The sequence below is a fragment of the Apibacter sp. B2966 genome (assembly GCF_011082485.1).
Lineage (GTDB): Bacteria > Bacteroidota > Bacteroidia > Flavobacteriales > Weeksellaceae > Apibacter.
Genome location: NZ_CP049714.1, coordinates 1,270,712 through 1,294,556, shown reverse-complemented (window position 1 = coordinate 1,294,556; position 23,845 = coordinate 1,270,712). Strand labels below are relative to the sequence as shown.

Annotated in this window: 22 protein-coding genes; 14 read left to right on the top strand and 8 right to left on the bottom strand. The window is 30.6% G+C overall.

Features of this window, described 5'->3' with window-relative positions; translation table 11 throughout:
- The first annotated feature begins 22 nt into the window (after positions 1-22).
- From dnaG to G8C43_RS05570, 3 genes are all read left to right on the top strand, one after another.
- Positions 23-1,957: a DNA primase gene (gene dnaG, locus G8C43_RS05580; RefSeq protein ID WP_166004670.1), complete on the top strand. Its 1,935-nt coding sequence runs from the start codon at positions 23-25 to the stop codon at positions 1,955-1,957.
- A 68-nt stretch (positions 1,958-2,025) separates the two neighbouring features.
- A complete protein-coding gene (locus G8C43_RS05575; RefSeq protein ID WP_105296771.1) occupies positions 2,026-2,667 on the top strand; it encodes a DUF47 domain-containing protein in 642 nt (213 codons plus the stop codon).
- Between the two features lie 9 nt (positions 2,668-2,676).
- Positions 2,677-3,741, top strand: coding sequence for an inorganic phosphate transporter (locus G8C43_RS05570; protein ID WP_160556941.1), 1,065 nt, complete (start codon positions 2,677-2,679; stop codon positions 3,739-3,741).
- 12 nt (positions 3,742-3,753) lie between these two features.
- Here G8C43_RS05570 and G8C43_RS05565 read toward each other — a convergent pair whose 3' ends face one another.
- Together G8C43_RS05565 and G8C43_RS05560 are read right to left on the bottom strand one after the other, a co-directional pair.
- The gene (locus tag G8C43_RS05565) at positions 3,754-4,185 is read right to left on the bottom strand and encodes a nucleoside deaminase (RefSeq protein ID WP_166004668.1); all 432 of its coding nucleotides are present in this window, start codon (positions 4,183-4,185) and stop codon (positions 3,754-3,756) included.
- A 21-nt stretch (positions 4,186-4,206) separates the two neighbouring features.
- Positions 4,207-5,112 carry an ion transporter gene (locus tag G8C43_RS05560; RefSeq protein WP_255466945.1) on the bottom strand — a complete coding sequence of 302 codons (906 nt, stop codon included), beginning with the start codon at positions 5,110-5,112 and terminating at the stop codon, positions 4,207-4,209.
- Positions 5,113-5,340: 228 nt separating this feature from the next.
- Here G8C43_RS05560 and G8C43_RS05555 point away from each other — a divergent pair, with 228 nt between their 5' ends.
- From G8C43_RS05555 to G8C43_RS05530, 6 genes are all read left to right on the top strand, one after another.
- A complete protein-coding gene (locus G8C43_RS05555) occupies positions 5,341-5,817 on the top strand; it encodes an Lrp/AsnC family transcriptional regulator (RefSeq protein ID WP_105296768.1) in 477 nt (158 codons plus the stop codon).
- A 5-nt stretch (positions 5,818-5,822) separates the two neighbouring features.
- Positions 5,823-6,518 carry an NUDIX hydrolase gene (locus G8C43_RS05550; protein ID WP_160564630.1) on the top strand — a complete coding sequence of 232 codons (696 nt, stop codon included), beginning with the start codon at positions 5,823-5,825 and terminating at the stop codon, positions 6,516-6,518.
- Between the two features lie 114 nt (positions 6,519-6,632).
- Positions 6,633-7,034, top strand: coding sequence for a hypothetical protein (locus tag G8C43_RS05545; protein ID WP_166004666.1), 402 nt, complete (start codon positions 6,633-6,635; stop codon positions 7,032-7,034).
- A 91-nt stretch (positions 7,035-7,125) separates the two neighbouring features.
- On the top strand, positions 7,126-7,269 hold the full coding sequence (locus tag G8C43_RS05540; protein WP_166004664.1) for a hypothetical protein: 144 nt from the start codon (positions 7,126-7,128) through the stop codon (positions 7,267-7,269).
- 322 nt (positions 7,270-7,591) lie between these two features.
- On the top strand, positions 7,592-8,272 hold the full coding sequence (gene trmD / locus G8C43_RS05535; protein WP_160564626.1) for a tRNA (guanosine(37)-N1)-methyltransferase TrmD: 681 nt from the start codon (positions 7,592-7,594) through the stop codon (positions 8,270-8,272).
- A gap of 21 nt (positions 8,273-8,293) precedes the next feature.
- Positions 8,294-8,803, top strand: a complete 510-nt coding sequence (locus G8C43_RS05530) for a DUF2480 family protein (protein WP_166004662.1) — start codon at positions 8,294-8,296, stop codon at positions 8,801-8,803.
- 158 nt (positions 8,804-8,961) lie between these two features.
- Here the strand turns inward: G8C43_RS05530 and G8C43_RS05525 are convergent, their stop codons facing one another.
- The 6 genes from G8C43_RS05525 to thrA all read right to left on the bottom strand — a co-directional run bounded on the left by G8C43_RS05525 (position 8,962) and on the right by thrA (position 16,420).
- Entirely contained in the window at positions 8,962-9,816 is an 855-nt protein-coding gene (locus G8C43_RS05525) for a prephenate dehydrogenase (RefSeq protein ID WP_166004661.1), read from the bottom strand.
- 78 nt (positions 9,817-9,894) lie between these two features.
- Positions 9,895-10,449 (bottom strand): ribosome recycling factor, encoded by a 555-nt coding sequence (gene frr, locus G8C43_RS05520; RefSeq protein ID WP_160541719.1) that lies wholly within the window; start codon positions 10,447-10,449, stop codon positions 9,895-9,897.
- A gap of 43 nt (positions 10,450-10,492) precedes the next feature.
- Complete coding sequence (gene pyrH, locus G8C43_RS05515; protein WP_105296761.1) at positions 10,493-11,200, bottom strand: UMP kinase; 708 nt, start codon at positions 11,198-11,200, stop codon at positions 10,493-10,495.
- Positions 11,201-11,450: 250 nt separating this feature from the next.
- Entirely contained in the window at positions 11,451-12,746 is a 1,296-nt protein-coding gene (gene thrC / locus G8C43_RS05510) for a threonine synthase (protein ID WP_166004660.1), read from the bottom strand.
- Between the two features lie 24 nt (positions 12,747-12,770).
- Complete coding sequence (locus G8C43_RS05505) at positions 12,771-13,712, bottom strand: homoserine kinase (protein WP_166004659.1); 942 nt, start codon at positions 13,710-13,712, stop codon at positions 12,771-12,773.
- A gap of 260 nt (positions 13,713-13,972) precedes the next feature.
- Positions 13,973-16,420 carry a bifunctional aspartate kinase/homoserine dehydrogenase I gene (gene thrA / locus G8C43_RS05500; RefSeq protein WP_166004658.1) on the bottom strand — a complete coding sequence of 816 codons (2,448 nt, stop codon included), beginning with the start codon at positions 16,418-16,420 and terminating at the stop codon, positions 13,973-13,975.
- 362 nt (positions 16,421-16,782) lie between these two features.
- Here thrA and G8C43_RS05495 point away from each other — a divergent pair, with 362 nt between their 5' ends.
- The 5 genes from G8C43_RS05495 to G8C43_RS05475 all read left to right on the top strand — a co-directional run bounded on the left by G8C43_RS05495 (position 16,783) and on the right by G8C43_RS05475 (position 23,430).
- Positions 16,783-17,682 (top strand): hypothetical protein, encoded by a 900-nt coding sequence (locus G8C43_RS05495; protein ID WP_166004657.1) that lies wholly within the window; start codon positions 16,783-16,785, stop codon positions 17,680-17,682.
- 14 nt (positions 17,683-17,696) lie between these two features.
- Positions 17,697-18,161: a DUF4280 domain-containing protein gene (locus G8C43_RS05490; protein WP_166004656.1), complete on the top strand. Its 465-nt coding sequence runs from the start codon at positions 17,697-17,699 to the stop codon at positions 18,159-18,161.
- A 50-nt stretch (positions 18,162-18,211) separates the two neighbouring features.
- Positions 18,212-20,950 (top strand): LysM peptidoglycan-binding domain-containing M23 family metallopeptidase, encoded by a 2,739-nt coding sequence (locus G8C43_RS05485; RefSeq protein WP_166004655.1) that lies wholly within the window; start codon positions 18,212-18,214, stop codon positions 20,948-20,950.
- Complete coding sequence (locus tag G8C43_RS05480) at positions 20,898-21,920, top strand: hypothetical protein (protein WP_166004654.1); 1,023 nt, start codon at positions 20,898-20,900, stop codon at positions 21,918-21,920. Before G8C43_RS05485 ends, G8C43_RS05480 begins: the two co-directional genes overlap by 53 nt.
- Positions 21,921-22,470: 550 nt before the next feature.
- Positions 22,471-23,430: an SH3 domain-containing protein gene (locus G8C43_RS05475; protein WP_166004653.1), complete on the top strand. Its 960-nt coding sequence runs from the start codon at positions 22,471-22,473 to the stop codon at positions 23,428-23,430.
- Positions 23,431-23,845 lie beyond the last annotated feature (415 nt).

Here is a 23,845-nt window from a genome sequence, read left to right as displayed (position 1 = left end):
AAATTAACGTATTTTTGTACTTATGATTTCTAAAGAGACCATAGATAAGATTTTCTCAACGGCAAGAGTGGAAGAAGTAATATCGGATTTTATAAATCTGAAAAAATCAGGGAGTAATTATAAAGGCTTAAGTCCTTTTGTAGATGAAAAAACGCCCTCATTTATGGTTTCCCCATCCAAACAGATTTGGAAAGATTTTTCATCCGGTAAAGGCGGTAATGTGGTTACCTTTATAATGGAACAAGAACATTATACCTATCCGGAGGCCTTACGCTATCTGGCAAAAAAGTATAATATTGAAATTGAAGAAGACAGTAAAGAACTGTCTGATAGTCAAAAAGAATTACAATTAAATAAAGAAAGCCTATATCAATTATCTGAGGTTGCCAATGAATATTTTCAAAACCAACTTTGGAAAACTGAAGAAGGCAATACCATAGGAATATCTTATTTTAGAGAAAGAAGCATACGGGATGATATTATTAAACAATTCCAATTAGGATATTCACCGAAAGAGTGGGATTCATTTACACATTTTGCATTTGAAAAAGGGTATAAAAAAGAAATACTGGAGCAATCCGGTTTAAGTATTTTTAAAGAAGGGTCAGATAAAGGGTTCGATCGATTTAGAGAGCGAGTATTATTTCCCATTCATAGTTTTTCGGGAAGAGTATTGGGATTTGGAGGTCGGATATTACAAAATAATGCAAAAACGGCTAAATATGTTAATTCCCCTGAAAGTGAAATCTATCATAAAAGTCAAGTTTTATATGGATTATTTCATGCAAAATCTTTTATCATTAAAGAAGATAATTGTTATTTGGTGGAAGGATATATGGATGTAATATCCCTTTATCAAAATGGTATTAAAAATGTAGTAGCCTCTTCAGGAACTTCATTAACTGTTGAGCAAATTAGATTAATAAAAAGGTTAACCAACAACATTACTGTTTTATATGATGGGGATCAAGCAGGAATTAAAGCTTCATTCAGAAGCATAGATATGATCCTTGAGCAAGAAATGAATGTTAAAGTTTTGCTGTTTCCGGATGGAGAAGATCCGGATAGTTTTGCAAGAAAACATTCTGCCGATGAAATAGAAGCATTTTTTAAAGAAAACAGTAAAGATTTTATTCAATTCAAAACAGATGTTTTATTAAAAGAAACGAACGGCGATCCCATAAAAAAGGCCGGATTAATTAGAGATATAGTTGGGAGTATAGCCTTAATAAAAAATCTTATTCAAAAAGAGATTTATGTAAAAGAATGTTCAAGGATATTGGATATCTCGGAGCAAGTTCTATTCAGTGAATTGGCTCAATTAACACAACAAAATATACATTCTAGAGATCGGAATACAAGAAAACAAGTTGCTTTACAACCTGTAACTACATCTCAACAAGAAGAAATTGATTTTACCTATAAAATTGAAGAAGATATTTTAGAATTAATGCTATCCTATGGAGACCATGAAATTTTAATAAACTATGTGGAAGAAGAAGAACCCTATAAAACTACTGTAATAGAAGAAATTGTTCACCGCTTAAAAGAGGATGATTTACAATTTACCGTAGATTTTTACAATAGAATTTATTTGGAAATCATGGAAGGTATTGAAAACAATCAATTGAGAACCGGAGAATATTTTGTTAAATCTAAAGAAGTCGACATCACCGAATTTGCCGTTGGAAAATTATTAAAAAAATACTCAATAAGCAATAATTGGGAACTCAAAGAAATATATGTTCCAACATTGGAGCAAAATCTTGCAAAAAACACAAAAGATGTAATACTTAAATACAAAGCGATAAGAATAGCGGAAATGAATAAAAATTTAGCTAAAGAATTAAGTTCGGGGAATATATCAGAAGAAAGAAGATTAGAAATTTTTAATCAGATTATAACTTTAGATAAGCTTCTAAAACAAATACATAAGCTGGAAAATCGGGTAATTTAAAAAAAGATATTTAGGTTAATTTAAAATTCGATATATTTGCTTACATAAAGTAAACTAAAAAGCAAACTATGGGTATTAGTGCATTTTTTAGATTATTTCAACCAAAAGATAAGGTTTTCTATACTTTATTCGAACAAGTTGTTGATAATCTGGCTGCCATGTCCAAGGATATGGTAGAAGGAATGAAATCACAAGAAACTATAACAGAAGCATTTTATAAAAAAATGGAAGATTATGAACATGCTAATGATAAGTTGTCTCACCATATTTTTATAGAATTAGGTAAAAATTTCATTACCCCTTTTGATCGAGAAGATATACATCAGTTAACTTCTGCACTTGATGATATTGCTGATATCTTGTTCGCATCCTGTAAATACATATTACTGTACAAATCTCCGTATATTCCGGCATATTTTACATTTGCAAATCTGATACATGACTGTGTATTAGAGCTGCAAAAAGCAATCTATAATCTAAGAAACTTTAAGAAACCCAAAGAGGTGTTGGCTTCATGTGTAGAAATCAATAGAATTGAAAATGTTGCCGATGACTTTTTTAGTAAAGAAATTGGAGATTTATTTGAAAGCAAAAGAGATGTATTAGATATTATAAAACTGAAAAATGTATTAGAATATTTAGAAGATGTCACAGACAAATGTGAAGATTCAGCAAATATTATAGAATCTATTTTAGTTAAATATTCATAACCTTTTTTCATGACTCTACTTATAACCATCGTCATATTAGCATTAATATTTGATTATATTAATGGTTTTCACGATTCGGCAAATTCAATAGCCACGATTGTATCGACAAAAGTATTAACGCCATTCCAGGCAGTATTATGGGCAGCATTTTTTAATTTTGTTGCCTATTTTGTTTCTTTATATATCGTAGGAGAATTTAAAATAGGAAATACGATAGCAAAATCTGTTCATGAGAATTTTATTACTCTCGAAGTTATCTTTTCAGGACTGGTAGCTGCAATCATATGGAATTTATTTACCTGGTGGGCGGGTATTCCCTCCTCTTCATCCCATACATTAATAGGAGGATTTATAGGAGCAGCTGTTGCTCATGTTGGCGGCTTTAGTAAAGCAGGAGAAACAGTAGTCAATTATCCCGTAGTTATCCCAATTATTTTATTTATTTTCATAGCACCGATAATTGGAATGATCGTTTCATCCATCATTACACTCATAATCATGAATATTTGTAGAAATGCCAATCCTTACAAAGCAGATAAATGGTTTAAAAAATTACAATTAGTGTCTTCTGCAGCTTTTAGTATAGGTCATGGAGGTAATGATGCTCAAAAAGTAATGGGAATTATTGGTGCAGCCTTTATCTTTTATGAAGTGAATATTGCCCATTCTGCAGAATATGTTAATCTAACGACAGCCGAAAGATTTCAGCATTTTACAACCGATTATTGGTGGGTGCCCATAAGCAGTTTTATAGCAATTGCTTTAGGAACTATGTCAGGAGGATGGAAAATTATTAAAACAATGGGAACTCGTATTACGAAAGTAACTCCTTTAGAAGGGGTAACAGCAGAAATATCCGGTGCAATTACCTTATTCCTTAGTGAACATTGGGGAATTCCGGTAAGTACAACCCATACTATAACAGGTTCAATAATTGGAGTAGGATTGGTTAAAAGAGTATCTGCCGTACGCTGGGGAATTACCATTAAATTATTGTGGGCATGGGTTCTAACTATTCCGGTAAGTGCAGTATTAGCAATGATCGTTTATTCTATAGTTAAACTCTTTATGTAATACTAACTAAGCCTATCTTTTAGACGAAAAAAAATTTTTTAACAATAAAGAACATTCATCTTTTAAAACTCCCGATACGTATTCCGTTTGAGGATGAAGAGATAAACCTTTAGACTGAAAGCCTCTTTTTTCATCTGATGCCCCTACAACAACTCTGCTTATTTGAGACCAATATAAAGCTCCGGCGCACATTGTACAAGGCTCTAAGGTAACATACAAAGTACAATTAGTAAGATATTTTGCACCCAGTAAATTACTGGCAGCGGTAATAGCTTGCATTTCGGCATGAGCCGTAACATCAACTAATAATTCAGTTAAATTATATGCTTTAGCTAAAATTTTGTTATTACTGACTATAATGGCACCCACCGGGACTTCATCCTTATAAATAGCTTCTTTAGCTTGTTGTAAGGCTATTTTCATATAGTATTCATCGGTAAACATGATTAGTTATAAAATTTTAAATCAACTGTTTAAATCATTATTTTTAGTAGGAGTATTTAAAATATGACCGCAATGTTTACAGTATATAGCATCCGCTTCATTATTTATGGTATTACAAAAATTACACTTTTTACTGTTTAATTGATTTTTTTTATGTCTGGTATATTCAGCAGATAACAAACCTGCCGGAACGGAAATAATAGAATATCCTAAAATCATAATTCCCGATGCAATAATTTTCCCTAAGACCGTTACAGGAGCTACGTCTCCATAACCAACAGTTGTCAAAGTAACTACGGCCCAATACATCGATTGAGGAATACTGGAAAAACTTTCTCGATTTCTTCCTCCTTCAATTACATACATTAAAGATCCTAAGATTAACGTAGTAATTATGATAAAATATAAGAATACAAAAATTTTACGTTTACTTCGTCGTAAGGAAATTAAAAGAGAATTACTTTCATCGATATAAGTACCCATTTTAAAAATCCTGAAGATTCGCAAAAGCCTTAATATTCGTATGATGGCTAAATAATGCGATTGAACGAAAAAAATACTTAAATAGGTTGGGATGATGGATAACAAATCAATAATTCCATAAAAGCTGGTCGAATATTTTTTTGCCTTTTTGGCACTGGATATTCTTAAAATATATTCTACGGTAAAAGAAATAGTAACCCACCAATCCAGTATATAAAGCCAAAAGCCGATTTTTGAACTAATGCCCGGAACACTTTCCAACATAATAATTAGAGTGCTTAAAGTGATGAAAAAGAGAAGAATGATGTCAAATATTTTGCCTTTTACCGTATCAGACTCAAAAATAATGTCGTGAAGTTCAGCCTTCCAAATGGCAGTACCTTTTTTACATTCCGGTGTCTTACCTATAAAAAATAATTTTATTTCTTTTACAATTTTTTTCACAACTAAATTATTAATAGTAAAAAAATTATCTTATTATTAATTAATATGATAACAAAGATAAAAATAAAATTAATTATACTTAAAATGAATACCCTGAATTGTTCATTTAGTAGCGAATTTGTTTATATTTTAAAGAATTTATATAAAAACATGTATAGGTTGAAGATTAATTTTATATATTTGTAAAATAAAGATAAATTAAATTAACAAACAATAAAGTTTTTTACCATGAAAGAGAAATTTTATATAGATGAAACTGATAAGAAAATTTTACAATTTTTATCTATTAATACCAGAATGCCTTTTACCGAGATTGCAAAAAAAATGGATGTATCCGCAGGAACAATACACGTAAGAGTTAAAAAGATGGAAGATGTAGGAGTTATAAAAGGAACATGTTTAAATATTGATTATAATATTTTAGGTTATAGTTTTATAGCTTATGTTGGGATTTTATTAACCAAATCAAGCAAAACTCAAAGTGTATTAGAAAAATTAGCAGCAATACCAAACGTAACAACCGCTAATGTAATTTCAGGTAAATACAATATTTATTGTAAAATCAGCGCAAAAGATGCTGAAGATGCAAAAAATGTTATTTATAAAATAGATGATATTGATGACGTATTAAGAACAGAAAGTATGATTTCTTTAGAAGAAAGCATCAATGATCAAAACCGATTAATGGATGCTTTGTTTAAATAAAAATAATGCTTCCTGAAGAAAAAGAAATTTATTTTAAAGTAGCAATTTCTGTATCTTTGGTTTTATTTGGGTTTGATGGGGAAATGCTGCGTATTTTATTAAGTAATGATACAAAAAATGGACCTTTTAAAGGAGCTCCACGACTTCCCTCAGTTTATGTGAAAGCCCATGAGGGCATTGATTCAAATGTAGAAAAATTATTATTCTTACATACACAAAAAGACCACATATTTGTTGAACAACTAAAAGCTTTTGCAAAAGTTTTTAGAAATCCACTAGGAAGGGTAGTAAACATTGCTTACTACGCAACGGTAAAATTAGATGATGAACTATTGCAATACACTAAAGAAAGAGGTGAAGAATGGGTTGAATACTCAAAAATCCCGGACTTAGCATTTGATCATAATGAAATTATTGATTATGCAAAAGAACGGTTGAAACGCAGAGTTAAAAGAAGACCCATAGGTTTTTATCTATTACCGGAACATTTTACCATTTCGCAATTACAAAAGTTGTATGAAACCGCATTAAACCGAGAAATGGATAAAAGGAATTTTAGAAAAAAAATTGTTAATTCTCAATTAATTTTAGAAACAGGTTTAACGGATAATTCCTCGTCAAGAAAATCAGCAAAATTGTATAAATTTGATGAAGAAAAATATCAGAAACTTAGCTTAAAAGGATACGATTTTTTATTTTAAAATTATCAAAAATACTTCATAAATTAGATGAACAGGAGGAATATTATTCCTCCTGTATTTTTTATATACCATCATAAATGTTGTATATTTACTTAAGTTACTAAATAATACTATATGAGTAGTGATGAAGAAATTTTCGGAAAGCGCCCAAAAGAATATTTTGAAGTAAAAGAAAAAAAATCAATACCTTTTATTCTTTCATGTATTTACATGGGCTTTATGGGCTTTATACCTATCTTTCTCGGTATTCTTGGCTTTATGAAAATTTATTTTCCAGGTGCTCCTGCTTGGTTTTTTATTCTAAATATCATTTTAGGAATAGTAATGATTATCGGATCGATCAGTACCTATTATTTTAAAAAATGGGGAGTTTTTCTTTTCGGTTTGACCTTATTTGTAGATATTTTATTTCATTTATCGTTAGGATTTGAAGAGCTTGATGCAATTAACGGCTTATATTTATTTATAGGTTTTGCTTTAGTTCCCATAATACCTCGATGGAAATTTTTTAGCTAAATGATAAGATCATACAAAATATCGAAAAATTAAAATATCCCATAGGTACTTTTAAAATTCCTGAAAACATATCTAAAGAAGATATAACTTTATGGATTACTCAATTAAAATCTTTTCCGGAAAGATTAAAACAAGCAGTACTTCCACTATAAGATACGCAGTTAGATACGCCTTACAGATCGGGTGGATGGACTATGAGACAGCTAATGAGCAAGTAATCGGTTTATTTACATGACATGGAAATCATCATTTAGCCCATATAACAAATTCGATTGATTTATAGCTATATAGTTCTAATATTCGGTAATCCTATAAATTAATTTTAATTGTAATATATAATTCTTTTCTATATATACAAAAATTCCAAATGATCTAAAGGTCATAACCGGCTGAATTTAAAATATGTAGATATTCGAATTAATAAAAAGGCCATAAAACACTGAGAATTTTTTCAATAACTAAACTAGAATAATAAAGACTTAGTTAACATCGCCGGTTGATATAATTAATCATTAAACGTTACTTTTGTATTTCAATCATTGCCAAATTAAAAATGTATGAGAATAGATATTATAAGTGCGGTGCCAAAACTACTAAAAAGTCCTTTAGAAGAATCAATTATGAAAAGGGCGCAAGACAAAGGATTGGTACAACTATATTTCCACGATTTACGGGAATATGGACAGGGAAATTATAGGCAGATTGATGATACTCAATATGGAGGAGGTGCAGGAATGGTTTTAATGATTGAACCGATTGATAAATGTATTTCCCAACTACTTTCCCAAAGATCATACGACGAAATTATCTATATGACTCCTGATGGAGATACTTTAAATCAGAAAACATGCAATACACTTTCACTAAAAGAAAATATAATTATACTTTGTGGGCATTATAAAGGTGTAGATCAAAGAGTACGAGATTTATATATTACCCGTGAAATATCTATTGGTGATTATGTACTAAGCGGAGGAGAATTAGGAGCTTGTGTACTGGTTGATGCTATAGTTAGGTTGATACCAGGGGTTTTAAATGATGAAACATCTGCCTTATACGATTCATTTCAAGATAATTTACTTGCACCTCCGGTTTATACCCGTCCGGAAGAATATAAAAATTTGAAAGTTCCGGATATACTTTTGAGTGGTAATTTTGCAAAGATAGATGAATGGAGACAGGAAATGTCTTACAAACATACACAAGAGAGAAGACCTGATTTACTAAATGAAAATTAATACCACTATTAATTAAAAATTATGGATGAAATAATTAATAAAGTCGAAAAAAGCGGACTCATTACTCTAGATTTAGAAGATATTTATCCTAAAGAACCCAGGATGCTATTTGATTTAAAAGACTATTTATATGAGGGTTTAGTTTTAAGAGAAAAAGAGTTTCGTGAAAATCTTTCAAAATTGGATTGGAAAATGTATGAAAATGCTTATGTAGCAGTAACTTGCACATCTGATGCAATTGTGCCTTCCTGGTCATATCTATTAATTGCTAATTATTTAACAGGAGTGGCAAAGTTAATATCATTCGGCACTTTAGAGGATTTGGAAAGAGACATATTTACAGAAATTATAGATAAAATGGACGTGGATAGTTATAAAGATAAAAAAATTATTATTAAAGGCTGCTCACGTAAACCTGTTCCACAAAATGCTTATTTACAACTTATACAAAAACTTAAGCCTATAGCTTCTTCCTTAATGTTTGGAGAGGCTTGTAGTACAGTTCCTATTTTCAAAAAGAAAAAATTATAATTTAAAATTTCAAAAAATTACTGACTGGAATAAAAAATTGTTAATAATTTTTAGTTATTTAACTGTTTCATTCACTAGTCTTTGGCTGTGAAATTATTAACTTAATAAAAGTTTTTGAAAAAATAAAATTTAGGAAACTGAAGCTAATAATTCAACGATTATTTTTTCTCTAACTTATTTTTTATTCGGTTAGCTTCTTTAATGAATTCATATAAATGTTCAGATTCTCCATTTTCCAAATAAGATTTAAATTCAGTCAACTTTTCCAAATAAGTAGTAAGAATAGGTAAAATATATTTGGAATTTTGTTCAAAAATAGGAAGCCACATATCAACGGAACTTTTAGCCAGTCGAACAGTAGAAGCAAACCCTCCGGATGCTAAATTGAATATGGCAGCATCATCTTTTTCTTTTTCAAGAACGGAAACGGCTAAAGCATAGGAAATAGCATGAGAAAGATGTGAAACATACCCCACATGTTCATCATGAGATTCCGCATCCATAAGAATAAGTCGCGATCCCAAATGATAATAAACTTGAGAAACCAGATGAACTGCTTTTTGATGTGATTCATTGGAATTACATAGGATAGCAGCCCGATCTTTAAATAATCCATGAAAGGCAGCAGATGGACCGCTATATTCCGTTCCTGCCATGGGATGAGAAGGGACGAATGATTTTCTGTTTGGATGATTTTTAACTTTTTCAATCAAAGAAGATTTAGTACTTCCAACATCCATAAGTACCGAACCGTCAGGGAGAATATCCAATAGATGAGGTAGAAGTTTAATGCTTACATCGACCGGAGTGGATAGAATGGTTAATTCGGAAGAACGTATTGCCTCGTCCATGGGCATAATTTCATCAACAATGGATAATTCCAAGGCTTCTTTTTCATGAAGTTTAGACTTATCGGTCCCTATAACTTTTGAAGCGAATCCGCTTTTTTTAAGATCCAGAGCTATAGAACCTCCAATCAAACCTAATCCGATGACACTTATAGTTTTTGACATATAAAGATTCAAAGATAAAAAAAATCGGTTCTTAAAAAAAGAAACCGATTGGTATTTTAAAAGTATGTTAAGAACGGCTTATACTGTCATGATCTCTTTCTCTTTAACGGAAAGATGTTCTTCTGCCAATTTAACATATTTATCAGTCAACGATTGTATTTGCTCTTCACCATTTTTCTTTTCATCTTCTGAAGCACTCTCTATCTTTTTTATATCGGCATTTGCTTCTTGTCTGGCTTTTCGAATGCCAACCTTAGAATTTTCGCATTCTGCTTTTGCTTGTTTTACTAAGTCTTTTCTTCTTTCTTCTGTTAACGGAGGAATATTAATAATAATATTTTCCCCGTTATTATTTGGAGTAAAGCCTAAATTGGATTGAAAAATAGCTTTTTCAATAGCGCCCAAAGTAGATTTTTCCCAAGGCTGTATACTTAGAGTCATTCCATCGGGAACGGAAATATTGGCAACTTGAGATAAAGGAGTAGGAGTCCCATAATATTCCACTAAAATGTTTTGTAGCATGAGTGGGTTAGCCCGCCCTGCTCGTATTTTATTAAAAGCTGACTCTAAATGTTTTAGAGAGGATTCCATGCTTTCCTTAGTCGTATCTATAATTAAATTTATTTCTTCCATAATTTTCAGATAAGTTGCCTTGCAAATATAAACTATTAATTAATTAAATAGAAACTAAAGTTCCTACTTCTTTACCTTCAATAATTTTTCTTAAATTCCCTTCTTTGTTCATATCAAATACAATGATAGGAAGCGCATTTTCTTGACTTAACGTAAAAGCAGTCATATCCATAATTTTAAGTCCTTTTTTATAAACTTCATCAAAAGAAATACTGTTGAATTTTACTGCATTTTTATTTTTTTCCGGGTCTGTATCATAAATACCGTCTACTCGAGTCCCTTTTAAGATAACTTCTGCGTTAATTTCAATAGCTTTTAATGTAGCGGCTGTATCAGTAGTAAAATAAGGGTTTCCGGTTCCTGCACCAAAAATTACAACTCTTCCTTTTTCCAAATGCCTATCGGCTCTTCTCTTAATAAAAGGTTCAGCTATTTGATCCATTTTTATGGAAGTTTGCAAACGGGTATGTACTCCCATTGCCTCCAAAGAACTTTGTAAAGCCATTCCGTTAATAACCGTGGCAAGCATTCCCATATAGTCGCCTTGTACCCTGTCAATACCGGTAGCAACTCCCGCAACTCCTCTGAATATGTTTCCGCCTCCTATAACAATTGCTATTTCTACTCCCATTTCAGAAATTTCTTTTATCTGTTTAGAGTAACTTTGAAGAATTTCGGAGCTTATTCCATATTGTTGATTTCCCATTAAAGCTTCTCCACTTAACTTTAAAAGTATTCTTTTATATTTCATGATTAACTAGGGTATATTTATTATTTTTTGACAATGAATTCGACAAGGATAGTAATGCTATATACTTAAATAGAAGAGTAAAAAGAAAGTAAATAGATACAGAAGGTACTATAAATAGTAATAAAATCATTTATGTTAAATTTCTGTATGCAAATATAATAAGGAATTTTTTAAAAAATGTAACCGCTTTTTATTTTTCCCTTAATGTGCTGTTCTCACTTCCATTTAAGAATTCAACATATTTTACGATTTATGAATTCATTAAAAATGTTTTCAAATCGGAAAAATTATTTTCAAGAGGCGTAGCCGAACTTATTTTATGATCCAACTCTTTTACTTGTTCAGGTATAATAATTTTATTTTTTAAGTTTTCAGGATATACATCCATAAATTTACAAGGATGAGCAGTAGATAAAAATATGGTGAAATCTTGTGGATGATTATACTTCTTTGCAGCTAAATAAGCAACTGCAGTATGAGGACAAGCGATATAGTTGTATTTTTCATATAATTCGTTAATACCGTTCATCGTTTCTGAATCGGTAAATGAATAAGCAGATATAAGATTACGCAAGGAATCTAAGCTTTCATTAAATAAATCGGTAATTCGTACCCAATTACTTGGATTTCCTACATCCATGGCATTAGATAAAGTTTGTATGGATGGTTTAGGCTCATAAGTACCTTTTTGTAAATAAACGGGAACAGTATCATTTACATTAGTAGCTGCAACAAAATGTTTTACAGGGAGACCTGATTTATAGGCTAGTAACCCGGCACCAACATTACCAAAATTTCCACTGGGAACTACAAAAACTATATCTTTCTTATTCTTTTTGACTGCTTGAGCATAAGCATAAAGGTAATAGAATGTTTGCGGCAATAACCTTGAAATATTGATGGAATTAGCCGAAGTTAATCGTAATTTTGAATTAAGTTCAGCATCATTAAAAGCCATTTTAACTAAAGCCTGACAGTCATCAAAAGTTCCATTTACTTCCAAGGCTCTAATGTTTTGACCGTTTGTGGTCAATTGTTTTCTTTGTATTTCACTGATTTTACCTTTCGGGTATAAAATAGTTACCCGAGTACCTTCAACCCCTAAAAAACCTAAAGCGACAGCACCTCCTGTATCTCCTGAAGTAGCCACCAGAATATCCAACGTTTTATCGTTTTTGTCGGATAAATAAGCCATAAGTCGACTCATAAAACGAGCCCCGAAGTCTTTAAATGCTAACGAAGGACCGTGAAATAATTCCAATACAGCCAAATTTTCTTCTAGTGATACCAATGGGGCATCAAAACTAATCGTTTCTTTTATAATTTTTTCCAAGTCTTTTTTTGGGATATCTTCTCCAATAAAAGAATGGGCAATTTCTAAAGCCATTTCAGGAAAAGAATAATCCGTTATATTCTGAATAAAACTTTCCGATAATTTTGGGATTTGCCAAGGCATATACAATCCTTTATCAGAAGGAAAGCTGGTAAATACGGCTTCTTTAAAAGAAACAGAAAGATTTTTATTATTTGTGCTGTATAGTTTCATGTTAGAGTAGATTATATGGCTGAATTATGAAAGCACAGTTGCTCCTTTACAATTTATAGGTGAGGAATAACCATTGCTTTCTATTTCGTGATTTTTAAGATGTTCTTTAAGTTTTGCAGTAATTGTTTTTGCTGTTTCAATTCCTTTGGTAAAAGCAACTACTGAAGGTCCGGAACCTGAAATACCGAAACCTAAGGCCCCGCATTCCATAGCAATTCTTCTCATGGCTTCAAATTCGGGTATAAGAATGGAACGGGTAGGTTCAATTAATTGGTCTTGTAAACTTCTGGACAGCAAGTTGTAATCCTCTGTAAATAAGCCCGTTATCAATCCAGCAATATTTCCCCATTGAGAAACGGCGTCTTTTAGTTCAACTTTATTCTTTAAAATTTGTCTGGCTGCGCGAGTCTGAACCTCTACATGAGGAAAAATAATGGAACAACAAAGTTCCGTAGGCACGGGAAGGTTAATTACTTCCAATGGTTGATAGCTTCTAATTAAAGTTATCCCGCCCATTAATGAAGGGGCAACATTATCGGCATGTCCATGCCCGCAAGCCAGTTCTTCACCTTTTAAGGCAAAAGGCAACAGTTCTTTTTTAGATAATGGTTCTCCTAAAAGTTGGTTAATAGCAAACAAACCCGCTATTGTACTTGCAGCACTTGAGCCCAGACCGCTACCGATAGGCATTTTTTTATGAAGTTCAATTTCAATTCCGTAATTTTTTTTACCCAAAAAATCGAGAATCATTTTTACACATGCACTCACCGTATTCTTATCCGGATGGATAGGTAAAAGCCCTTGATCTCCGGTTATCTTAGTAATTCTTATTCCGGGTTCATCCACGCGTTTTAAAAAAACTTCATCTCCCGGCTCATTCAACGCTAATCCTAAAATATCATATCCACAAATAAAATTAGCTGAAGTCGCCGGAGCAAATACATGCACACTATCTTTTTCTTTCATCGAAATTTGAAAACGTTCAATTTTTAGTGAGACAAATGTAAGCTAATTATATTTGATTTCAAAAGACTAACATTTTAAACAATATGTGTGTCAAGTTTATAATTCTATAAGAATTAATACTTTTCTTAAATATTTCGATGCCATTAAATTGTACTTTTTATTTAAAAATTTTATATGTCTTTTTTTATAATAAAATCTATACCTAAATTAAAAAAATAGTTTTCAACCTAATCTAATAAATATCTAGATTTTATATAATATTAATTGGCTCCAACATTAATAAGATCAGCAAAAACCCCCGCTGCGGTAACTTCAGCACCTGCTCCCGGACCTTTTATTACCAATGGATTAAATTTATATCGTTCCGTTGTAAATGAGATAATATTATCACTACCCGTTAAATTGTAAAAAGGATGAGAAGCATCTACGAATTCCAAATTTACGGAAGCCTTTCCATCTTCCAACTTTCCGATATATCGTAACACTTTATTTTCATTTTCAGCCTTTTCTTTCAGCTCGTTGAAATAAGAATCAGATTTTTTTAATTCTTCATAAAAGTCATCAATCGAGGGAGCTTTGAAACAGCTTTCAGGAAGGATAGCTCCTAACTCAACATCTTTTTCTTCAATTTGATATCCGGCATCACGTGCGAGAATCATCATTTTACGCATAAAATCTTTTCCGCTCAAATCCTCTCGAGGATCCGGTTCCGTATAGCCTAATTCATGAGCTTTTTTAACAACCTCATAAAAAGAAGTATTGCCTCTAAAATTGTTAAATATATAAGAAATAGTACCGCTTAAAATAGCCTCAATTTTGATGATCCTGTCCCCGCTGGTCATTAAATCCTTTAAAGTTCGTATGATAGGCAATCCGGCTCCTACATTCGTTTCATAAAAGAAATCGACGCCTCTTCTTCTGGCAGTATCTTTTAAATCTTTATAATCTTTATATGAAGAAGAATTAGCTATTTTATTACAGGTAACTACCGAAACATTAGATTCGAAAAGTTCTTTGTAATACGTTCCGGTTATTGGACTTGCAGTATTATCGACAAAAATACAGTTGGAAAGATTTAACAACTTAATTTTTTGGATAAATTCATCCAAATTAGAGGGTTCTCCCTTATTTATTCTTTCTTGCCATTGTGTAAGATCAATGCCTTCTTCGTCAATAATCATTTTTCTGGAATTAGCTATTCCGTTTATCTTTACTTCAATACCATTGTTTTCACGTAAAAAATCACTTTGAGCATCGATTTGTCGCAACAAGGTTGCCCCGATATTTCCTGTTCCTACACTGAATACATGAAGTGTTTTGGTTAGTTGAGTGAAAAACGCATCATGAACAGCATTCAGAGCTTTAGATATATTTTTACGTTTTATTATTACCGAAATATTGTATTCGGATGAACCTTGTGCAATAGCATGTATGTTGATTCCATTACGTCCTAAAGCTTGGAAAAGCTTGCCCGATATCCCCGGGGTTTGTTTCATATTTTCGCCAACTATGGCTAATACACATAAATTTTCTTCAATGGTAGGCGGATTTAATTTATTGGTTTCCAGTTCCAACTCAAATTCACTGTTGAAAAGCTGTTTTGCTTTATGAACATCCTTGGGCTCAATGGCAAATGTAATACTATGTTCGGAAGACGATTGAGTAATAAGGATTACATTAATATGTTCGCGTGCTAATAAAGAAAAAAGTTTTCCGCTGAAGCCAATTTTGCCAATCATTCCGCTTCCTGTAATATTGATCAGGCTGATTTCATCTATGGAAGAAATACCCCGAATCGGGTATGCATTTTTATGAGTATGTTCTTCAATCCTTGTTCCTTTAAAAGAAGGATTAAAGGTGTTTTTCAATACAATAGGTATTTTTTTTCGAAAAGCCGGAATCATGGCTGGAGGATAGATAACTTTCGCTCCAAAATAAGATAATTCCATAGCTTCCGTATAGGAAAGTTCAGATAATGAAAAAGCCTTTTTTACGACACGAGGATCTGCGGTTAACATACCGTCTACATCAGACCAAAGCTCAATTTCTTCTGCATCTAAGGCGGCAGCTATTATGGCCGCCGTATAATCACTGCCTCCTCTTCCTAATGTCGTAATTCGATTGTTTTCATTGGAGGCTATAAAACCTGTAAAAAACAGGATTTGATGTGAATGCTCTTTGTAAAACTCTTGCAATAAATGTTCTGTAACGGGAGTATGTACTCGGGCATTTCCAAAATTGCTGTCTGTTTTTATAAGGAGTGAAGCATCTACATAAATACTTTCTGAAAAATATTGTTTGGCTATTTGACTCAATAAAAAAGTGGAGCATTTTTCTCCATAACTTAAAATAAGATCTTTGCTTTGAAGACTGAGTTCCCTCAAGCTATAGACTCCTTGCAAAAGATCTTCGATCTCGTTTATAAAAATCTTAATCTGAGTAAATGCAGGATTTTGATTTTTAACCGTAATCATTTCTTTAATAACCGTAAAATGTCTTTGTTCAATTTCAATAAGACCTTTTTTAAAATCCTTTCCTTCAGAGGCAATTTGGGCTAGTTCTGTTAAAATATTGGTAACTCCGCTCATGGCAGATGATACTACTATAAATTTTTCGCCTGAAGCATATTTGTTCTGCAGAATACTAAGTACATTTTGTATACTTTGACCGGAACCGACAGATGATCCTCCAAATTTTACTATTTTCATACGATTACTATCAATTGGTTACAATTTTAGTGAAATTTTATAGGATTAAAAAATATTACTTGAAAATGCATTTAAATATTTTTACAAATATCAATATGCTATTCTAATTAGAAATGAGCTTACAATCTTTAAATAGGTTACAATTCGAAAATTGAATCTTACATTGTTTTTTTTGTTATAAATATTTTAATTCAACTCCTTAGTAATAAGCCCATAAATTGGTTATATAGTAGCACAAAATACTTTTCTTGCTATCCATCAATGTGAAAAAAAATAAAATTCAATTTGTTAAAAATAATTAAAAATAATTATCTTTGAAATATAAAATATTTTATATTTATAATATAATTCAATATCTTTTTATGAATTCTACACCTACATCATATAATTTAAAAACTCGTCATTTAGATGCCAATTTTACTTCCTTGAATCATGAATATGAAGTTTTGCTGGATATTGAAAAAGATAATAGAAAAACAAAACTTGAATACTCAATCGAAGTAAAATTTGAAAAATTGTCTATAGAGTCAAAAAATCCTATAATTAGTATTAAAAGGCTTACCAAAACCTTTATCAATGGTGTAGAGCCTGATCTAATATCAGAACAAATATCTTCATTGGCAGGAAATATCTTTAGCCCTCTGCTTTTAGAATTAAATCTTAAAGGAGAAGCGATTCAGATTTTTGATTATGAATCTATTTTAAAAAAATGGCAGAAAGTAAAAGAGAAATTAAAAGAAAATTATGCCGGTCAGACATTGAATAATTATGTAGAAAATATTAATCAAGTTTTAAAATGTCCAAAGCTTGTTCTAGAAAAATTAAGAAATGATTGGTTTTTATCCTTATATTGTATCCCATTATACACTACCTATATTATTCCCAGTGAAAAGGAACAATGGGAATTCCCTTCCCTTATTAAGGGAGAAGGAACAAAAAAATTTACGGTTTTTAAATCTTCTGAAAATATAGATGATAAAGATAATTCAATTTTGATTTTTGTGCAGGATAAGGGGCTACCTAAACTTTTTACCGGTATTTACACGCTGGATAATAAATCTAAATTAATTAATAAAATAGAAGTAGTTATAGCTGAAAAGGAAGGATGTTCACTTAGGGCAGAAATCCAATGTGTTAAAATTAATAAAAAGGAAAAACAACCCACCCTGATACCCGAACGAAAAAAAGATAGTGAAGAGGTCGAATGGCGTAAATATAATGATAAGAAAAAAGGATTTTGGGCACGGTTATTTAATATATAGAAAATATTGGAATTATGAGTAGAAAACATTTTGTATGCCAGGGAGCTGTTTGTCGATGTAATTTTGGAAGTACACCTGATAAACTTTTAGTAAAAACTCAAACTTTACTTTATATAAATGATGAAGGAGAAAGAAAATTAGCCGCTACTACTCAAGAACTGGGTCAAACCTTTGAAAAAAATTCTTTCGGAAGTTGTTCAAAGAAAAATGGAAAGACTTGTACTGTTAGTGTTTCCAGCTGGAAGGATTATAAAACGAATCAAAAAATAGAAGAAAATAATTCCTCTTTATTATTGGAAAACAGTAAAGCAGAGTGTCCTATTGGTGGCAGTGGTTGTATAAGTATTATTTTTCATGGACAAGTCACAGATGTTTATTCCTTTCATTTTGTAAAATCTGATGAAACAATTTTACAACAATTGATGCCCTTGAATGATATTAATGAGATAATCAACGATACAGAAGATTGGGTTGAATAAAGTTAGATGAAATAAATATATAAACTTGTCATTCGAAAAAAATAATTAAAATGCCAGATTATACTTACATCAACCATAAAGTAAAAAAGGGAGAGACACTTTGGGGGCTATCTAAGCAATATAATGTAGAACAGCATAAAATACGTCAAGCCAACCCTGAAATAAAAATTACACATAATGGGACATACGAGATCGCCCATCTGAAAATAGGGCAAATAATTCGAATTCCACAAGAAAAACAAATATACACGAATAAAAAAACCGGTAAAAAAGGAGTAAAAGCTATAAATGGAAATACTTTACCTCAAGCAGGAATAAAAGAGAAGTATTGGGTGACGGGATGGTATCCTGGAACTCCAATAGAGATGAAAAATCCTGCTAATGTAAAATGGGCAGTTTATTATAAAGAAAAAGGAAGATATACCCTAAAACTTAAAAAAGAAACCGGAGAATTTACTTTTCATGAACAAGCAATTGGGAAAGATATAAAAATAGTCGGTTATTTATATAATCCTGAGCTGGATAATGACAGCGCTTTAAATATAAAAGTAGTTACTAATCAAACTCCCTCAATCACTTCCCTTATCCTGTATAATATAAAAAAAGAGAAACCTTTGCCGCGCAATGTCAAGCTTAAATTAGGACAATCAATCTATGTAGTAGCTAACACTACCAATTGTGTAGGAAAAAAAATAGAATTTGCCCTACAAAAAAAGGAAGAAAAAGCAGGTGTAACTAATTATATACCCATTATACAAAACACAGAAAAAGTAAGTACCAAAGGAACAGCTACCACAATTTTTAAGTTAGATGATTTAAATCTTTTGATAAATTCTAGTAAGACACAAAATTATTGGATAAGTGCTCAATTGGAAGGTTCAGAAAACACTCCTTATATTTATGAAAATGAAGTAGAAGTAGAAAAAGAAAGTTCAAAAAAATTACCTAATGAAGAAAAGAAAAAAAAGGAAGATAGCATAATTTATAAAGGGAAAATAGCCATACAAGAAGGTTGGAATAAGCTTAAAGATATGTATATAAAAAAAACCACCTCTAATGAACCCCAGATTCAGAGAGTTAGTTTATATTCTCCAGAAAATAAATCCCAAGTCTCCTACAAAGAAACTCTGAAATTGAAAATTGAGGGCATATATCTGAAAGGAAAGAGCATAGAATATATTGTATATGAAGAAGATCAATCACAAAAAAAGGAGTTAATAATCGATACAGTTCAGATGATGGGAGACGTTCAAGAAGTGGATATACTGTTAACCCAAGAGAGGTTTAAAAAAGGAGGAACTAATAAGGAGGAATTGACTGAAGGAAAACATGAAATTTATGTAGAGGTTAAGCTGAAAGAAAAAGAACTTGTTAAAAAAACTGAAATCATCGTAGTAGATACTTCAACTCAAGAAATTGATCCCATCCCTGGTAACCGACCGGTTACAACCGGAGATCCTGAAGTAAATAAAAATAAGAAATGCGTTTGTGAAGAATATGATTTAATTTGGGGAGCCAAAGTAAGTTGTGAGTTTAGAAAGAAAGTTGTGGAAATTTGTAAAGAATTATGGCCTAGTGATTATTTAAATATGGCAAATTATCTCATGGCAATCATGGCTTGGGAAACAGGAGAAACTTTTTCTCCATCTATCAAAAATCCTAAATCTTCTGCTACTGGGTTGATACAATTCATGAAAAAAACGGCAGAAGAATTTGGAACTACTGTTGATAAGTTAAAAAAAATGACAGCTCTTGAACAATTAGATTATGTAAAAAAATATTTTTATCCACAAAGGAATAAAAAATTAGAGTTTGTAGATTTTTATTTACTGGTATTATTTCCTGCATCAATGGGAAAACCCGATAATCATGTAGTTTTTAGCAAAGATGGAAGAGGCCTTAATAAAAAAGACAGATATTATTCCGAAAGAATAAAAGCGTATCCAGTTAATAAAGGTTTTGATACTAATCCAAAATATGGAAATAACGATGGAATGGTGACAAAGGCAGAAATAAAAAAAGGAATTCAAAAGTATATAGATAAAGGTGAAATAAATAAAACAACTATTTTTAATTGCGGTGTCAAAGTTGAAAAGGATTTTAAAAAAGAGAATATAATAAAATGGCATGACCCGGTTGATAACCCTAGAAGAACCAAATACAATTCATATGGAAATATTAAACCGGTAAATGGAGCTTATGGAAATGTTAGAAAAGGTTATACTAAATATCATTCGGGATTGGATTTATTCGCATTGCCATATATAAAAGACGAATTTGAAGGAACAAAGATTTATGCATGTTTGGATGGTATTGTGACAAATACTGCTGCAGGCCCACAAGCGGGAAAAGCTATTCGACTTAAAATTAATAATGTAAAAGACTTATTGGAACAAGAAAAAAAAGTAAATTATAAACTAGAATTTAATAAAGGTGAAGAGATGGGAATTAATATTAAAGAGACTGATACTGTATACTTTATATATTTACACTTGAGTAAAGTTTTAGTTAAAAATAATCAAATGGTAAAAGCAGGAGACATAATAGGTTATACTGGAGTATCAGGAAGTATTGCAACAAATATTCCTAGCCCACATTTACATTTAGAAATAGCTACTATTGAAAATGCATATAATACAGGTAAAACTAAAAGGACAAATCCTGCAAGATTTATTAAACTAAATTCTTATAATACAAAAGATCAAGATGTTGCCGTTAATTATAAATACTCAGAAAATGGATATAAAACTAAATGGAATGCTCCTAAAAAAGATCAGACAAAAGATTAAAATTGTAATATATTTCATAACTTTATTTAATTTTATTTCTTGCCAATCTCAAAAAAAGCATATAACTTTAGGTTCAACTTATAATAATATTGTCAATTTTTCTGACGTAATTTATAATGATTACAGTGGGTTAGGAATTACTCAAATTAAGTCTAAAAGTATTTCAAGTTTCCTAAATACTAAATGCAAATATTTTATTCAATGGAATGAAGAAAATATTTCGAATACACATAATATTTCCTTTACTGAATTAATCCTTATTGATTCAAAAAATGACATAAAATATGGGAAGGAAAAAATAAGATACCTATTTATTGAAAAAGAAAAAGGAAAAAATAAAGAATTAATTGATACTTTAAAAATACCAAAAGGTTTTGATTATTCTCAATTTAATTACAAATCTGGAAATATTAATAAAACTGGCATAGCTATTGGAAAATACAATAATAGTACAAAAAAAGAATCCTTTGAATTATGTGAACTTTATGGTTTAAATGATATGGGTAAATTGAGTAAATTACCACTGTCAACAGTTATTTATGACTGTCCTCCTCCCACATATTATTTAAGAGAATATGAGCCCGAAGAATATTCTTATGAAATTAAGCAAAAATATAATAAAAGTACAATCATCCCCAAAAAGTGGTATGGGGTATATCATGTAATAAATAAAGAATCGAAAGATTGGAGAGAAGAGCAAAGTATATCTTTAAGCATTTCAAAAGATTCTATAATTTATGAAATTGCTGGATATCAAATGTATGAGAAATATTTATTAAAAGGTGAAGAAATTAATAGTAATATTCTGTCTTTAACTTATTTAAAATATTTAGATGGTATTGAAAGTGCTGTTCTAGAAAAAACCAAGGATTTTGGAAAAATATATTTTGATGGGAAAAAATATTTGTGGAAATGTCCTTATTTGGACTTTTACTATCACAAGAAACGATATAGATTAAAAAAAGAATAAGTATAAGTAATAGACATAATTAAATTACTTTTCTATCCTGTATTTATCATTAAAGGGAGATTGCATCAAACCTAGCGAGAAGTTCAAGAGTTAACCAATGATGAGTTATCGGTGAACCTGATAAGAATGCCAGAAAAAAAAGTTGTAAAAATGCCGAAGATGCGATATATATATATATCATTAGAAGAAATCAAAATATATGTGTAGACAGTAAAGGCAAATGCTTAATTAAATATGAAAAATTAATTAAGGCAGCTATTCATTATTTAAATCAATATAGAAAAAATAGTTATTATATGGAAAGCGAACAAAAGCACAACCTATAAATCCTTTAGTCCAAGAACTGATAAATCATATTCCAGATTTCAATAAGAATTCAGATGATAGACCGGTAATCCTAATACTTGAGGAACGAAATGCTACAAAAACGGGAAATGTTTGGACTGGTAAAAAATCTTAAGTAGATAATAATATGAAACAAGCACTTATATTTTTATTAACTATTATTTCTTTTAATAATTGTATTAATCATAATTATAAAGAACAAAATATGCTAAATAATAAAATAGAAATTTTAAAAAATAATAATTTTGAATTTCCTAAAAATAGCCTTTTTAAAGAAAGACTTAAACTTGTATTTGGATTAAATGTAGATTCAATTTCTAGTAACGAATTTTATCTGGAAATAAAACCCATTATACCTGATGCACCTGAATTTTATCCTACGGTATATAAAAAAGAAAAATATTTAGATGCAGATAATTTTACGAACGATTTATCATTTGTTTCATTTAATAAATACATTTTTTATGAAGATAGAACTGCTTTTAATTATTTAAAGTTAAATGATAATTATTATTTGTATATGTTGGTTCAAGATTATGGGTATTATAATAATGAATTACTTGAATACATTTTTGAAAATATAAATAAAGATTTGGAGTCTCCTTTTGCCTACGCTGTATTTTTTGGAAGAACAGGAATTTATGGAAATTGGGAATTGAGAAAAAAAATATTTCAAAAATATGTTAATCAATACCCGGACGCGAATATTTCTGTAATCTATTTTATTGCTCCTATATTGGAAGAAAAAAATCCCTATGAAGGAAACAGAGAATATGATGTTGCTTTTATTTTGAATCTTCTCATAGAAAGAAATCAGAAAAATAATATTTACCCTGTTGGAGAGGCTGATTATATATTTACTAAATATCCTAATTTCTTAAAGCATCTTAAGGATAATAATTACTATTCATTTCCTCAATTAAAATCATATTCAGAAAATAAATCTAATTTAGATAACAATGATATTTCTGTTATTTATTACATTCAAGATCCGGACGGATATGCGGATTTACGAAAAGAAAAAAGTAAAAATTCAGAGATAATACAACAACTGAAAAACGGAGAAAAAATAGAGGTAATAAATAATGAGGAAAATTGGATTCAGATAAAAACCAAAGAAGGGAAAGAAGGATATGTGTATTATGATAGGGTAAAAATGAAATAAAACGTTTATATAGAACCTAATTAAGAATTGAGGACTTTAAAATAATTAATGGAAACCACACGGGAAGGAACGGAGGCGGCATAGCATCATTTATAATTAATCCTAGAACAATATCTCCCTAAAGACCCAAACGGAAATACTAAATATAGATATACTAAAAAAATATTTAAGGCTAATGACTTTATTTTATTCACTCCTAAAAAAATAGAATAAATCCGGAAAAGTGGGAAAAAGTGCCTTGGAAAGAGAGAGCTGAAAATGAAGGAATAAAATATAAGATGTAATGAAAGGCAAGAGTCTTTAAAATCTAAATTAGTAACTTATCTATCATAATATAATAGCTGGATAACATTGAGATAGTAGTCTATCTAGTTGTGTCTCTTTAGTTGGTCGGTGTCTCGAAAATTCAACTCCA

Bases quoted from the DNA above. Each gene is read 5' to 3' on its own strand.
- dnaG (WP_166004670.1), top strand. From the start codon at position 23: ATGATTTCTAAAGAGACCATAGATAAGATTTTCTCAACGGCAAGAGTG.
- G8C43_RS05575 (WP_105296771.1), top strand. From the start codon at position 2,026: ATGGGTATTAGTGCATTTTTTAGATTATTTCAACCAAAAGATAAGGTT.
- G8C43_RS05570 (WP_160556941.1), top strand. From the start codon at position 2,677: ATGACTCTACTTATAACCATCGTCATATTAGCATTAATATTTGATTAT.
- G8C43_RS05565 (WP_166004668.1), bottom strand. From the start codon at position 4,185: ATGTTTACCGATGAATACTATATGAAAATAGCCTTACAACAAGCTAAA.
- G8C43_RS05555 (WP_105296768.1), top strand. From the start codon at position 5,341: ATGAAAGAGAAATTTTATATAGATGAAACTGATAAGAAAATTTTACAA.
- G8C43_RS05550 (WP_160564630.1), top strand. From the start codon at position 5,823: ATGCTTCCTGAAGAAAAAGAAATTTATTTTAAAGTAGCAATTTCTGTA.
- G8C43_RS05545 (WP_166004666.1), top strand. From the start codon at position 6,633: ATGAGTAGTGATGAAGAAATTTTCGGAAAGCGCCCAAAAGAATATTTT.
- G8C43_RS05540 (WP_166004664.1), top strand. From the start codon at position 7,126: ATGGATTACTCAATTAAAATCTTTTCCGGAAAGATTAAAACAAGCAGT.
- trmD (WP_160564626.1), top strand. From the start codon at position 7,592: ATGAGAATAGATATTATAAGTGCGGTGCCAAAACTACTAAAAAGTCCT.
- G8C43_RS05530 (WP_166004662.1), top strand. From the start codon at position 8,294: ATGGATGAAATAATTAATAAAGTCGAAAAAAGCGGACTCATTACTCTA.
- G8C43_RS05525 (WP_166004661.1), bottom strand. From the start codon at position 9,816: ATGTCAAAAACTATAAGTGTCATCGGATTAGGTTTGATTGGAGGTTCT.
- frr (WP_160541719.1), bottom strand. From the start codon at position 10,449: ATGGAAGAAATAAATTTAATTATAGATACGACTAAGGAAAGCATGGAA.
- pyrH (WP_105296761.1), bottom strand. From the start codon at position 11,200: ATGAAATATAAAAGAATACTTTTAAAGTTAAGTGGAGAAGCTTTAATG.
- thrC (WP_166004660.1), bottom strand. From the start codon at position 12,746: ATGAAACTATACAGCACAAATAATAAAAATCTTTCTGTTTCTTTTAAA.
- G8C43_RS05505 (WP_166004659.1), bottom strand. From the start codon at position 13,712: ATGAAAGAAAAAGATAGTGTGCATGTATTTGCTCCGGCGACTTCAGCT.
- thrA (WP_166004658.1), bottom strand. From the start codon at position 16,420: ATGAAAATAGTAAAATTTGGAGGATCATCTGTCGGTTCCGGTCAAAGT.
- G8C43_RS05495 (WP_166004657.1), top strand. From the start codon at position 16,783: ATGAATTCTACACCTACATCATATAATTTAAAAACTCGTCATTTAGAT.
- G8C43_RS05490 (WP_166004656.1), top strand. From the start codon at position 17,697: ATGAGTAGAAAACATTTTGTATGCCAGGGAGCTGTTTGTCGATGTAAT.
- G8C43_RS05485 (WP_166004655.1), top strand. From the start codon at position 18,212: ATGCCAGATTATACTTACATCAACCATAAAGTAAAAAAGGGAGAGACA.
- G8C43_RS05480 (WP_166004654.1), top strand. From the start codon at position 20,898: ATGGATATAAAACTAAATGGAATGCTCCTAAAAAAGATCAGACAAAAG.
- G8C43_RS05475 (WP_166004653.1), top strand. From the start codon at position 22,471: ATGCTAAATAATAAAATAGAAATTTTAAAAAATAATAATTTTGAATTT.